Annotated in this window: 12 protein-coding genes; 9 read left to right on the plus strand and 3 right to left on the minus strand. The window is 36.4% G+C overall.

Annotation, left to right across the window (positions count from 1 at the left end; genetic code table 11):
- Positions 1–6: 6 nt before the first annotated feature.
- Complete coding sequence (gene uvrC / locus Q9306_RS02335; RefSeq protein WP_306194878.1) at positions 7–1,788, plus strand: excinuclease ABC subunit UvrC; 1,782 nt, start codon at positions 7–9, stop codon at positions 1,786–1,788.
- 154 nt (positions 1,789–1,942) lie between these two features.
- Here uvrC and Q9306_RS02340 read toward each other — a convergent pair whose 3' ends face one another.
- Positions 1,943–2,392, minus strand: coding sequence for a YslB family protein (locus Q9306_RS02340; protein WP_306194880.1), 450 nt, complete (start codon positions 2,390–2,392; stop codon positions 1,943–1,945).
- 300 nt (positions 2,393–2,692) lie between these two features.
- Between Q9306_RS02340 and Q9306_RS02345 the strand changes: the two genes are divergently transcribed.
- From Q9306_RS02345 to Q9306_RS02360, 4 genes are all read left to right on the plus strand, one after another.
- Complete coding sequence (locus Q9306_RS02345; protein ID WP_306194882.1) at positions 2,693–3,319, plus strand: succinate dehydrogenase cytochrome b558 subunit; 627 nt, start codon at positions 2,693–2,695, stop codon at positions 3,317–3,319.
- Positions 3,320–3,332: 13 nt separating this feature from the next.
- Positions 3,333–5,126 carry a succinate dehydrogenase flavoprotein subunit gene (sdhA, locus tag Q9306_RS02350; protein ID WP_306194885.1) on the plus strand — a complete coding sequence of 598 codons (1,794 nt, stop codon included), beginning with the start codon at positions 3,333–3,335 and terminating at the stop codon, positions 5,124–5,126.
- Positions 5,119–5,880: a succinate dehydrogenase iron-sulfur subunit gene (gene sdhB / locus Q9306_RS02355; RefSeq protein ID WP_306194887.1), complete on the plus strand. Its 762-nt coding sequence runs from the start codon at positions 5,119–5,121 to the stop codon at positions 5,878–5,880. The genes sdhA and sdhB overlap by 8 nt, the downstream gene beginning before the upstream one ends.
- 470 nt (positions 5,881–6,350) lie before the next feature.
- Positions 6,351–6,797 carry an acyl-CoA thioesterase gene (locus Q9306_RS02360; protein WP_306194889.1) on the plus strand — a complete coding sequence of 149 codons (447 nt, stop codon included), beginning with the start codon at positions 6,351–6,353 and terminating at the stop codon, positions 6,795–6,797.
- A 25-nt stretch (positions 6,798–6,822) separates the two neighbouring features.
- Here the strand turns inward: Q9306_RS02360 and Q9306_RS02365 are convergent, their stop codons facing one another.
- On the minus strand, positions 6,823–7,623 hold the full coding sequence (locus Q9306_RS02365; RefSeq protein ID WP_371932297.1) for a M15 family metallopeptidase: 801 nt from the start codon (positions 7,621–7,623) through the stop codon (positions 6,823–6,825).
- A gap of 274 nt (positions 7,624–7,897) precedes the next feature.
- Here Q9306_RS02365 and motA point away from each other — a divergent pair, with 274 nt between their 5' ends.
- Both motA and motB read left to right on the plus strand, forming a co-directional pair.
- A complete protein-coding gene (motA, locus tag Q9306_RS02370; RefSeq protein WP_306194891.1) occupies positions 7,898–8,689 on the plus strand; it encodes a flagellar motor stator protein MotA in 792 nt (263 codons plus the stop codon).
- Complete coding sequence (gene motB / locus Q9306_RS02375) at positions 8,682–9,458, plus strand: flagellar motor protein MotB (RefSeq protein WP_306194894.1); 777 nt, start codon at positions 8,682–8,684, stop codon at positions 9,456–9,458. The genes motA and motB overlap by 8 nt, the downstream gene beginning before the upstream one ends.
- Before the next feature lie 21 nt (positions 9,459–9,479).
- Here motB and Q9306_RS02380 read toward each other — a convergent pair whose 3' ends face one another.
- Positions 9,480–10,313 (minus strand): 5'-nucleotidase, lipoprotein e(P4) family, encoded by an 834-nt coding sequence (locus Q9306_RS02380; RefSeq protein WP_306194896.1) that lies wholly within the window; start codon positions 10,311–10,313, stop codon positions 9,480–9,482.
- A 402-nt stretch (positions 10,314–10,715) separates the two neighbouring features.
- Between Q9306_RS02380 and Q9306_RS02385 the strand changes: the two genes are divergently transcribed.
- A complete protein-coding gene (locus Q9306_RS02385) occupies positions 10,716–11,600 on the plus strand; it encodes an ABC transporter ATP-binding protein (RefSeq protein WP_306194898.1) in 885 nt (294 codons plus the stop codon).
- 2 nt (positions 11,601–11,602) lie between these two features.
- Positions 11,603–12,829 carry an ABC transporter permease gene (locus tag Q9306_RS02390; protein ID WP_306194900.1) on the plus strand — a complete coding sequence of 409 codons (1,227 nt, stop codon included), beginning with the start codon at positions 11,603–11,605 and terminating at the stop codon, positions 12,827–12,829.
- Positions 12,830–12,867: the final 38 nt, after the last annotated feature.

Consider the following 12,867-nt stretch of genomic DNA (forward strand, 5'->3'; position numbering starts at 1 on the left):
AGTAGCGTGCATGATCATTTAAAAGAAAAATTAGCAATTTTACCAGATCAGCCTGGTTGTTATTTAATGAAAGACAAACAAGGTACAGTTATTTACGTTGGAAAAGCGAAAGTGTTAAAAAATCGTGTGCGCTCATATTTTACTGGTTCACACGATGGAAAGACGCTCCGTCTTGTTGGAGAAATTGTTGATTTCGAATATATTGTCACCTCCTCGAATTTAGAGGCCCTCATTCTAGAATTAAATTTAATTAAAAAATATGATCCAAAATATAACATCCAATTAAAAGATGATAAAACATATCCATTTATTAAAATTACGGCTGAAAAACAGCCGCGTTTGCTTATTACGAGAAATGTGAAAAAGGATAAAGGGAAATATTTTGGTCCGTATCCAAATTCGCAGTCAGCTCATGAAACGAAAAAGTTGTTAGATCGCATGTATCCGCTTCGGAAATGTACAAATATACCAGATAAAGTTTGTTTATATTATCATATGGGACAATGCTTAGCACCTTGTGTACAAGAGGTAACAGATGAACAAAATAAAGAAATTGTCGATGGAATCATTAAGTTTTTAAATGGTGGACATAAAGAAATTCGTTCGGAATTGGAAGCGAAAATGTATGAAGCATCGGAAAAATTAGAGTTTGAACGAGCGAAAGAATTACGAGATCAAATTGCTCATATGGACGCGATTATGGAAAAGCAAAAGATGATTATGAGCGACTTAGTCGACCGCGATGTGTTTGGTTATGCGGTCGATAAAGGGTGGATGTGCGTGCAAGTATTTTTCGTTCGAAAAGGAAAGTTAATTGAACGAGATGTTTCGATGTTTCCGATTTATGATGATCCAGAAGAAGGATTTCTAACGTTTATCGGGCAATTTTATGAACAAAATAATCACGTTAAACCGAAAGAAATTGTTGTACCGAGCAGCATTGATCATGAATTGATTGGAAAGTTTTTAGACATAGAAGCAACGCAGCCAAAACGGGGCAAGAAAAAGGAACTTGTCGACTTAGCGAGTAAGAATGCTACAATTGCACTGCATGAAAAATTTTATTTAATTGAACGCGACGAAGAACGTTCAATTAAGGCGGTCGAAAAATTAGGAGAACAGCTAGGGATAGAAACACCGCATAGAATTGAAGCATTTGATAATTCAAACATTCAAGGGACAAATCCGGTTTCTGCGATGATTGTATTTAACGATGGAAAACCTGCAAAAAAAGAGTACCGTAAATATAAAATTAAAACGGTGCAAGGACCTGATGATTATGAATCGATGCGTGAAGTTGTGCGCCGTCGTTATACACGTGTTTTAAAAGAAAACTTACCACTTCCAGATTTAATTGTAATTGATGGTGGGAAAGGTCATCTTGCTGCAGTATGTGATGTGTTAGAAAATGAACTCGGTCTTTCTATTCCAACAGCTGGGCTCGTGAAAGATGATAAACATCGCACGTCACATTTAATAATCGGTGAACCGCCGGAACCAGTTTTATTAGAGCGTAACAGTCAAGAATTTTATTTATTACAGCGTATTCAAGACGAAGTGCACCGCTTTGCGATTACATTTCATCGTCAAATTCATGGGAAATCTGTCATTCAATCGGCATTGGATGATATACCAGGAGTCGGAGAAAAACGAAAGAAAACACTTTTAAAACATTTTGGCTCTCTTAAGAAAATGAAAGAAGCGTCTGTTGCAGACATTATAGGAGCTGGAATGCCGCAAAAAATAGCCGAAACTATTCATACGTATTTAACAGGGAAGACATTGTAATTGGCAATGTCTTCTTTTTTTGTAATCCAAGAATGTCACAAATAATAGAAAGTGACTGTTTATATTATAAAGAAAGTAAAACTTCCATCGCACGCAAATAGAGGAATAAAAAAAGTCAACTGGACGTCATGTCTAGTTGACCGATGAATGTGCATTATACTTCGACAGGATCTTTTACATCCCATTGCACAAGAAATGTAACAGAGCTAGAGCGCTTTTTCTGTTCTTCGTAAGATTCCGCAATTACACTGCGTTGCTTTTGAATTTGTTCAGCGATAAAACCAGCTTCTAATTGGTAAGAAGAATGTCTTTTTTGTTGCTCACGTTCTTCAATAAGAGCACCTGTTAGTTTGAATTGCATTTCACGACGTTTATGTTCAATGATTGTTAAGTCGCCCCAACCAGCTGTTGTGAAAAATTGGATGATCTCATCAATTGTTTCTAACGGGTATTTTCGTGCTAAATTTCTGCCGGCCCAATATAAAACGGCATCTAGTTCTTTCCCTATTAAATCAGGAAGTAATTCTTCACGAAGCAATTCATAGGCAAACGCATTGATTGAAATATTTTGTAAAGATTCGCTCTCAATTTTTTTTGTACTCACAATATTCCCCACTTTCTATACTGCCAATATTATATACCATTTTATATATATAAACACAGCTATTTCTTTGGAAAAAATCTGATGTAGAGAATGAAAAAGAATATAAAAATTATATACTGATTATGTATACGTTTTCTTGACGCTTCGACAAAAATAGGAGTAAAATGAACATGTTATCAAATTATGCTGAAATATTGCGAATAATTTTTTCAGTTTTTCTTATAACAATAGTGGTAAAATGCTATTGCTATAAAGTAATGCGACAAACATCAGTCAAACATTCAAGGGGGTAATGGGGACATGAAAGGCCGCGAGTATACATTTCGCAAGTGGCACTCGTTACTGGGTGTCATTCCAATTGGCGTCTTTATGACGCAACATTTAGTAATTAACAATTTTGCAACAAGAGGAGCAGAGGCTTTTAACAGTGCTGCTCATTTTATGGAAATGCTTCCATTTCGGTACGCATTAGAAATTTTTGTGATTTTCTTACCGATTTTGTACCATGCTGTATACGGTTTATATATCGCATTTACAGCAAAGAACAATGCAACATCTTACGGCTATTTCCGCAACTGGATGTTCGTTCTGCAACGATTCACTGGAGTAATTACACTTATATTCCTATCATGGCATATTTGGGAAACTCGCATTCAAGCTGCGCTCGGACAAACGGTAAACTATGATATGATGGCAAATATTTTAAACAATCCATTTATGTTTGGCTTCTATTTAGTTGGGGTTGTATCAGCTATTTTCCACTTTGCAAATGGATTATGGACATTCTTTATTAGCTGGGGTATCACAGTATCACCACGTTCACAGCGTATTTCTACGTATGTAACATTAGCAATTTTCTTAGCATTATCATACGTAGGAGTGAGCGCGTTATTTGCGTTCATTAATCCGAATCTAGCAAACTTGTAAGGAGTGGGAGAGCATGAAAGGGAAACTTATCGTAGTTGGCGGTGGATTAGCCGGCTTAATGGCAACGATTAAAGCAGCGGAAGCAGGCGTGAATGTAGAACTATTTTCTTTAGTACCAGTGAAACGTTCTCACTCTGTATGCGCTCAAGGCGGCATTAACGGTGCTGTAAATACAAAAGGTGAAGGGGATTCTCCATGGATCCACTTTGACGATACAATTTATGGAGGGGACTTCTTAGCGAACCAACCTCCTGTAAAAGCGATGTGCGATGCAGCACCTGGTATTATTCACTTAATGGATCGCATGGGTGTTATGTTTAACCGTACGGAAGAGGGATTACTAGACTTCCGCCGTTTCGGTGGAACCCAGCATCACCGCACAGCATTCGCTGGTGCAACAACAGGACAGCAATTATTATATGCGTTAGATGAGCAAGTACGCCGTCATGAAGTAGCAGGTCTTGTTACGAAATATGAGGGCTGGGATTTCTTGCGCGCTGTTGTAGATGACGAAGGCGTATGCCGCGGAATCGTAGCACAAGATTTACAATCTATGGAGATTAAAAGTTTTCCAGCTGATGCTGTAATTATGGCAACAGGGGGCCCTGGTATCATCTTTGGAAAATCTACTAACTCTATTATTAATACAGGTACGGCAGCATCTGCTGTATATCAACAAGGTGCATATTATGCAAACGGTGAGTTCATCCAAATTCACCCAACAGCAATTCCAGGCGATGATAAATTACGCCTTATGAGTGAATCTGCACGTGGTGAAGGCGGCCGTGTTTGGACGTATAAAGACGGAAAACCATGGTATTTCTTAGAAGAGAAATATCCTGCATACGGAAACCTTGTACCTCGTGATATTGCAACGCGTGAAATTTTCGATGTTTGCGTAGAACAAAAGCTGGGTATTAACGGTGAAAATATGGTATATCTAGATCTTTCTCATAAAGATCCGAAAGAGCTTGATATTAAGCTTGGTGGAATTATTGAAATCTATGAAAAGTTCACAGGTGATGATCCTCGTAAACTACCGATGAAAATCTTCCCAGCAGTTCACTACTCAATGGGTGGACTATGGGTTGACTATAAGCAAATGACAAGTATCCCAGGATTGTTTGCGGCAGGTGAGTGTGATTACTCTATGCACGGTGGTAACCGACTAGGTGCTAACTCATTATTATCAGCGATTTACGGTGGTATGGTAGCGGGACCAAATGCAATTGAATATATGAAAGGTCTTTCAAAATCATCAGATTCTGTTTCATCTTCTGTATATGAGCAAAATGAATTAATTGAAACAGAAAAATTCAACAACATTTTAACGCTAGATGGTAATGAAAATGCATATGTTCTTCATAAAGAGCTTGGAGAATGGATGACAGATAACGTAACAGTAGTTCGTGAAAATAAAAAATTATTAGAAACAGATGCGAAAATCGTAGAGTTAATGGAGCGTTATAAACGCATTAACATTAACGATACAGCGAAATGGAGCAACCAAGGTGCTTCGTTTACACGTCAACTGGCAAATATGCTTGAATTGGCTCGTGTTATTACAATTGGTGCGTATAACCGTAATGAAAGTCGCGGTGCACATTATAAACCAGAATTCCCAGATCGTGATGATGAGAACTTCTTAAAAACAACAATGGCGAAGTTTGAAGGAGCAGGAAATGCACCAGCATTCCATTACGAAGACGTTGATATTTCATTAATCCAACCACGTAAGCGCGATTACTCTTCAAAACATGAAGTAGCTGCTAAGGGAGAAGAGAAGGGGGATAAGCAACATGTCTGAGAAAACAATCCGCCTTATTATTACAAGACAGGACGGCCCAAACTCACAGGAGTATGATCAAGAGTTTGAAATTCCATATCGCCCAAATATGAATATTATTTCGGCATTAATGGAAATTCGTCGTAATCCTGTTGATGTGAAAGGGAATAAGACAACACCTATTGCTTGGGATATGAACTGTTTAGAAGAAGTATGCGGTGCATGTTCGATGGTAATCAACGGAAAACCACGTCAATCATGTACAGCTCTTATTGATAAACTAGAACAACCAATTCGCTTAAAACCGATGAAAACATTCCCGGTTATTCGTGACTTGCAAGTAGACCGTAGTCGTATGTTTAACGCGTTAAAGCGTGTAAAAGCATGGATTCCAATTGATGGTACGTATGACTTAGGTCCAGGGCCTAGAATGCCAGAGAAGAAACGTCAGTGGGCATATGAATTATCTAAATGTATGACTTGTGGTGTATGTTTAGAGTCATGTCCAAACGTAAACAGCAAATCTGACTTTATCGGTCCAGCACCGCTTTCACAAGCGCGTTTATTTAATGCGCATCCAACGGGTGAAATGCATAAAGCGGATCGTTTACGTGCGATCATGGGTGATGGAGGACTTGCAAACTGCGGTAACTCACAAAACTGTGTACAATCTTGTCCAAAAGGAATTCCATTAACGACATCGATTGCTGCATTAAACCGTGATACAACGATTCAATCCTTTAAAGATTTCTTTGGTAGTGACAATAACTATTAATTTAAATTGCCTCTTCAGTTTTGAAGAGGCAATTTTTGTAGGTGTATAAATGCAAATTGAACTACTTACATAAAAACCCTTTTCTTTTTAGATGGGCGAGAGCGACCGGCCATGCGTAGAAGCGGTCAGGGCCCTTTACTGCCACGTGCGAAGTTTAAACAAAAGGACAAAACGAGTGCATGTCACCTTTTTCTTTGCATAGCAGCAATTTATATGTTAGAAAATCAAAATGGAGTTATATATAAATCCATTTTGAAGTACAGCATAAAATCCCCTTTTTTTAGGGTTAGCGAGAGATCCTGACCATGCATAGAAGTAATCAGTTCCTTTTTTTCATGGGCGATGGTGAAACAGAGAGGTGAAATGAGTGAAGGTTATGGTTTGTTTTACACAGTGATACATTTCGGTTTTAAAATTCCGAAAAATTAAATAATATTAAAGGGGAGTATACGAGAAGGAGTTGGATGTTTGTGAAGCGGATTCATTATATTGAACACTTTGAAGAGTGGGAGAGTGCATTTTCATTCTACATTCCTGTAAAGGTTCGTTTTAGCGAAACGGATATGTTTGGGCATATGAATAACTGTGTTGCGTTTACTTATTTTGAATTAGCTCGTATTGAATTTTTTAAAGAACTTGGTTTTATGCAAGAATGGGTGCATGAATCATCAGAAACGATGATTGTAGTAGCGGATTTACAGTGTAATTTTTTGAAGCAGGTGTTCTTTGACGAGAACTTAAAAGTTTATGTAAAAGCGGAAAATATCGGAAACTCATCTTTAGATTTACACTATATGGTGAAAAATGAGGCGGGAGAGATTTGTTTAGTGGGACGAGGTGCGATGGTACAGGCTTCTAAAAAAAACGGAAAAGGAGTACCTTGGTCAGTAGAATGGAAAAAAAGGTTATTAGATTAAAAAAATAAGAGAGTGTAGAACTCTCTTATTTTTTGTCTTCCGTTGCTTCTTCTAATGTCAGGTGATGCGTATATAAATACGTAGCATGCGGATTGCCGACAAAACGAAGATGCCATGGCTCATAAGCATATTCTGTAATGTTTGTTTTATCTTTCGGATAACGGATAATAAATCCAAATTCGTGAGCATGCTCTGCTACCCATTTTCCTTCAGCTGTTTCTCCGAATACAGGCTCCAATTGGAAATTTGCCGAATCAGAACTAATATCCATAGCAAGTCCTGTTTGATGCTCGCTTGTCCCAGGAACGGCACTTAATGTATCAGCAACTTCTTTACCTTGACGGTTTACGTACGTGTTGTGTAAGGACTGTTGTCGTTTATAAGAGCGGAATCCAGATACTGCTGTAAGTTCAAAACCTTGTTTTTTTGCTGTTTCAAACATTGTTTCTAGAGCATCCGCTGCGGGCTTACGAAGCAATGTTTTTTCTTTATCTTTGGGGTTTGAAAACGGAACATTTGGTTTTGTTAAATCACTTGGTGTATAAGAATCTGGTAGTTTTCTATGTTTGTTGACTACCACGAGTAACGAATCAGGATTATTAACAAGACTATATTGATCATCTGATTGTTTTGCTGTTGCACTGGCTTTTGGGAACGGAGGAATCTCTTCTTTTGGATGCTCAGTATGCTTTTTTGTTTCAACTGCTTCAACGGCTTCTGCTTGGTTATTTATTACGGGTTTGGACAGAAAATTTATTAAAGAAACAACAATGAGAATAACAATTGAAATTAAAAGGGTTCTTTTTATAATTCTTTTTTTTATCATTTTTGACCGATGTATTCCTTTCTAATATGCTCGTACTTAAATATCTTTTTACATTATAAATCTATCTTATATAAAAAGGAACAAAAGAGTGGTGACGTAATGAAAATGAAAAAAAATTGTAAAAAAAAGTCGATTTTTTATGCTGTTTTTTTAATTGATACAATAATAATCTTCCCCAATTGCTATTTTTTATGTAATATATATATAAAAGGATATAACAATTAAGTTTCGTTTAAATTTTTAATTGTATCGAACGATTTAGGAGGGAACAAAGATGGATTTAACAACGATTATTGGGATTATTCTTGGGATAATTGCTGTTGTAGTAGGGATGTTTTTAAAGGGGGCTGCTCTTAGCGCTTTATTAAATCCGGCAGCATTTACAATTATATTTATTGGGACAACTGCAGCAATTTGTATTGCTTTTCCGATAAATCAATTAAAAAGAATTCCTAAGTTACTCAAAGTTATTTTTGGTAGGAACAAAAAAGAAATGACGTATGAAGAAATGTTAGATTTATTTGTTCGTTGGACGTCAGAAAGTAGAAAGTATGGTATTTTATCTTTAGAACAGCAATTGGATAAAGTGGAAGATGAATTTCTGATGAGGGGTTTGAAATTTGTAATTGATGGTGTAGCATCAGAGGATCTTGAACAAATATTAGAGTCGGAAATTGAAGCAATAGAAGAGCGACATAGAAAAGGAGCTAGCATTTTCTCACAAGCTGGTACATATGCACCGACACTTGGTGTTTTAGGGGCTGTAATTGGTCTTGTAGCTGCACTTGGGAATTTATCAGATATTGATAAATTAGGTCATGCGATTTCTGGTGCATTTATTGCAACAATTTTTGGTATTTTCTCTGGGTATGTTTTGTGGCATCCATTTGCAAACAAATTAAAACAAAAGTCTGCACAAGAAATTGAAAAGAAACGTTTAATGATCGAATGTTTATTGATGCTTCAAACTGGCACTTATCCGTTTGTTATGAAGAACCGTATTTTAGGTGCACTCTCTGAAACTGAGCGTAAAAAGCTAGAACAGGGAGCGGAAAAAGATGAGTAGAAGAAAGAAAAAGGAGAAAAAGCATGAAGAGCATATCGATGAAACTTGGTTAATTCCATATGCAGATATGTTGACTTTGTTATTTGCACTATTTATTGTTTTATTTGCAATGAGCAGCATTGATGCAGCAAAGTTTAAACAAATGGCTGTTGCCTTTAAAGATGAACTTTCAGGCGGAACGGGTAAGAAAGAGTTTCTAAGTGATCAAAAACCAAAAGCTGAAAAAGATTTATCTGAAAAACGTCCTGAGTCTGAAAAAATCAAACAACAAGCAGAAGCGGAAGTAAAGCAGCAGGAAATGAATGAATTAAAAGAAGTACAAAAAAATATTGATAAATACATTGAAGAAAAGGGACTTCAATCTTCATTTAATACAGAGCTCACAGAACGTGGATTAATGGTAACAATTCGAGATAACGCACTTTTTGACTCTGGACAAGCTACTGTGAAGTTAGAGTCGCTGAATATGGCGCAAGAGATGTCCTCATTATTAGTTGCAGCATCTCCTCGAGAAATTACTGTATCAGGACATACGGATAATGTTCCAATCTCGAATGCGAATTTTGCTTCTAACTGGGAGTTAAGTACGCAGCGTGCCGTTAATTTTATGCAAGCACTGCTCAAAAACAACCAATTACTTCCGCAAAAATTTAGTGCAATTGGTTATGGAGAGTATCGTCCTATTGCATCGAATGACACTCCGGAAGGAAAAGCGAAAAATAGACGGGTAGAAGTGTTTATTTTACCGCTTATAAAAGATAAAAAATAAAGGGTGGCATTGTGCCACCCTTTATTTTTTATCTTCAAATGATTTTAAGTTGTCTTTGCGAATTTTATCTTTTTCTGCATCAGATTTTTTAAAATTATAGTTATATAAAGAACCTTCCCAGTCACCATACATAGGATTTGGGAAAACGATAAATTTCTCGCCAAATTGTGCTTTTAACTCTTCTACTTTCTTATTACGATCTTGCGTCGATAATCCATCAAAACCAATGAAGTCTGATAAATTATCACCAAATAATAAGACGATATCATGCGTTTGTGAAACGAGTTCACGACGTTTTTCTTTTCCTTTTTCTTTCGGTTCTTGTAGTAAAATGTGTTCTTTCGTTGCTTGCGGAGCACCGATGCGTTCTAAATTTTTAATCGTTGCATCTAATTGATTCGTTTTACGGTTTGAAATGTAGTAAATATCTACACCTTTTGATTCTGCATGTTTTAAGAAGTCAATTGCACCAGGAAGAGCTTCTGCTTCTGCTTTATTAATCCAGTCATCCCACTTATAAGGATAGCCTTTTCCTGTTTTCACAGACATTGCTTGGTGTGGGCTGTTATCAACAACAGTTTCGTCTAAGTCTAGAACGATAGCTGGTTTCTTGCTTGTCCCCTTAGCAAGAGCTGCATCCAGCTTTTGTGTACCGATGTTGTAGCCTTGGTAGTATAATGCCTTTGCTTCACCAGATGTCTGATACCATAAGTCAGCCATCAATTGTTGATCTGTTAGTTGGACTTTTTCTTCTTTTGCTTTTGCTGATGTCTGTTCTGCTGTCGTGTTGCATGCTGTTAAAGTTGTAGATAACAATGCAACAGATAACAGTGTTGTAAATGTTCTCTTTTTCATAGTGTCCTCCTAAAAAATATATATTTTTACTTATTAATTATATCACGATAATGTAATAACAGAATAAATAAATGTAATTTTACATATTGATATACGTATATAAATTAGTGTGCGCAATGTTATAATAAAATATGGTAAAAATATACGTATTTTGCATATTATTAGTTCATAACCGTAACACGGGATTGATTTTTTGAAAATGAATCATTTTTAATATACTTCACTGTGAGTGGCGACTCCTGTGGGAATAGCGAGGAAAGTGAGACCCGCAGGCTTGGCGAGGAGGCTCGCTCACGCCCGCGGAAAGCGTTCACTCGGAGTGAAGTGTACATCTATATGTCACCCACGTCTTTTGGTGATGAACCATGTTATTAAATTTATAAAACTTAAGGAGAGAAAAGTATGACATTGCAGATTCAACAATTAACCAAGCAGTTTGGTGAAAACGTTGCAGTGAATCATCTAAATCTTACTCTGCCGAAAGGTGAAGTATTAGGACTGCTAGGACGAAACGGTGCAGGAAAAACAACGACCATTAAAATGCTGTTAAGCTTATTAACGCCAAATGGAGGCAGTATTACGTGGGATAAGAAGGAGATTTCAGAGAGTGGTGTAACAATTGGTTATCTTCCTGAAGAGAGAGGTTTGTATACGAAAAGTCGAGTAATTGATCAACTTCGCTATTTTGGAAGATTAGAAGGAATGACAAAAAAAGAAGTAGATGCAGCCATTGATTTTTGGTTAGGAAGATTAGCGATCCCTGAATATAAGTATAAAGTTGCAGGGGAATTATCGAAAGGGAATCAACAAAAAATCCAATTGATTGCAGCGCTTCTACATGACCCAAAGTTACTTATTTTAGATGAACCGTTCAGCGGGTTGGATCCCGTAAATGCTGAAATGTTAGCAAATATTATTGAAGAACAAATTCAAAGAGGGAAAACCATTGTTTTATCAAGTCATCGTATGGAACAAGTTGAATCGTTTTGTCAGCATGTGTGTATTTTGAAACAAGGCGAAGCGGTTGTAGAGGGTCATTTAAGTGATATAAAAAAAGAATACGGATTTCGAAACTTAACAATTGAAGATAACGAAGAAAATGAAAGAGCATTGCAAACATTACAGATTGGGTATGAAAAACGTCTTGGTTATCTTTATATGAAAGTTCAGGAAGATACAGAGGCCCTATCAATCTTACAAAAATTACAAGAGCAAGGTGTGCATTTACGTCAGTTTAAAATGCTAGAACCGACCTTAAATGAAATCTTTGTAGAAAGGGCGAAATAAGAATGCGTAAATTTTTTCATGTGTTTTCGTTTTATTTTAGAGAATCATTTCTTTCTAAAAAGTCACTAATTACAAGTGGTATTTTATTTTTAGTAGTATTTGGAGTTTTTGCTTTTAATCACTTTACTGATGATAAAGACAAAAACAAAGACAAAGATAAGTTGGCAATCGTAATGGATAGTTCGGCATATATGGTGCAAGAAGAGATGTTAAATAAAATTCTTCCATCAGCCCAAATACAAGTAGAAAAGAAAGAACAGTTAGAAAAAGTTCATAAGCAAGTTGAAGCAGGGGAGTTAGATGGTCTCTTTTACGTTACAGAAAAAAATGGAGTACCCGAAGTAACCTATATGTACAATGGTTTTCCAAGTAAAGAAACATCTACTATTATAGCGAACTATTTAAAACAGCAATATACACAAGTGATTCTTTCGAATCATAAGGTGTCGTCTGATGTAGCACAGCAGTTACAAACAGATATTTCGGTGAAAGAAGAAGCGATAAAAGACCGTGCTTCCTCTTTCGGTATTGCATATGCGTTTATATTTGTACTATATATGTTTATCATGGCGTTTGGAAATACAATTGCGATGAATATCGCATCAGAAAAATCTTCTCGTGTTATGGAGATTATGCTTTCGAAAGTGAAACCACTGTATATGATGTACGCTAAAATTCTTGCTGTTGTTACAACAGCGTTACTGCAAATTGCTATCCTTGCATGTGGTTTTCTTGTTCCGGTTTTAATTGGATGGATAGATTTAGATAATGCGTCTTTATTTGGTCTTCCGATTGATTTTGCGAAGTTAGATGCAAAAGTTATTGGTCTGTTTATTGTATTTTTCATTACGGGCTATTTATTATATGCGATGATGTATGCGGCAGCTGGAGCTGTTGTATCAAAAACAGAAGACTTACAATCAGTATCATTTCCAGTTGCAATTTTAATTATAGCAGCGTTTTTCATAAGCATGAAATCATTATCAGACCCAAATAGTACAATTGTTGTGATTAGTTCATATATTCCTTTCTTTACACCGATGGTTACATTTTCACGGGTTGTAGCTGGAGAAGCTGGCACTTTAGAAATTACCGTTGCTTTATCGTTATTACTTGCGACAATCTTCCTTTTAAACTTTATTACAAGTCGCATTTACGTAAACGGTGTTATGAGCTATTCCGATAAAGTGAAGTTTAAAGATCTTGCTAAATTTATAAAGCGTCATTAATTTGGAAAAATCCTGATTCTTTCATAAGTAAATCAGGA

Origin of the sequence: Bacillus multifaciens (genome assembly GCF_030756675.1) — a bacterium.
GTDB lineage: Bacteria > Bacillota > Bacilli > Bacillales > Bacillaceae_G > Bacillus_A > Bacillus_A multifaciens.

Bases quoted from the DNA above. Each gene is read 5' to 3' on its own strand.
- Q9306_RS02345 (WP_306194882.1), top strand. From the start codon at position 2,693: ATGAAAGGCCGCGAGTATACATTTCGCAAGTGGCACTCGTTACTGGGT.
- sdhA (WP_306194885.1), top strand. From the start codon at position 3,333: ATGAAAGGGAAACTTATCGTAGTTGGCGGTGGATTAGCCGGCTTAATG.
- sdhB (WP_306194887.1), top strand. From the start codon at position 5,119: ATGTCTGAGAAAACAATCCGCCTTATTATTACAAGACAGGACGGCCCA.
- Q9306_RS02365 (WP_371932297.1), bottom strand. From the start codon at position 7,623: ATGATAAAAAAAAGAATTATAAAAAGAACCCTTTTAATTTCAATTGTT.
- motA (WP_306194891.1), top strand. From the start codon at position 7,898: ATGGATTTAACAACGATTATTGGGATTATTCTTGGGATAATTGCTGTT.
- motB (WP_306194894.1), top strand. From the start codon at position 8,682: ATGAGTAGAAGAAAGAAAAAGGAGAAAAAGCATGAAGAGCATATCGAT.
- Q9306_RS02380 (WP_306194896.1), bottom strand. From the start codon at position 10,313: ATGAAAAAGAGAACATTTACAACACTGTTATCTGTTGCATTGTTATCT.
- Q9306_RS02385 (WP_306194898.1), top strand. From the start codon at position 10,716: ATGACATTGCAGATTCAACAATTAACCAAGCAGTTTGGTGAAAACGTT.
- Q9306_RS02390 (WP_306194900.1), top strand. From the start codon at position 11,603: ATGCGTAAATTTTTTCATGTGTTTTCGTTTTATTTTAGAGAATCATTT.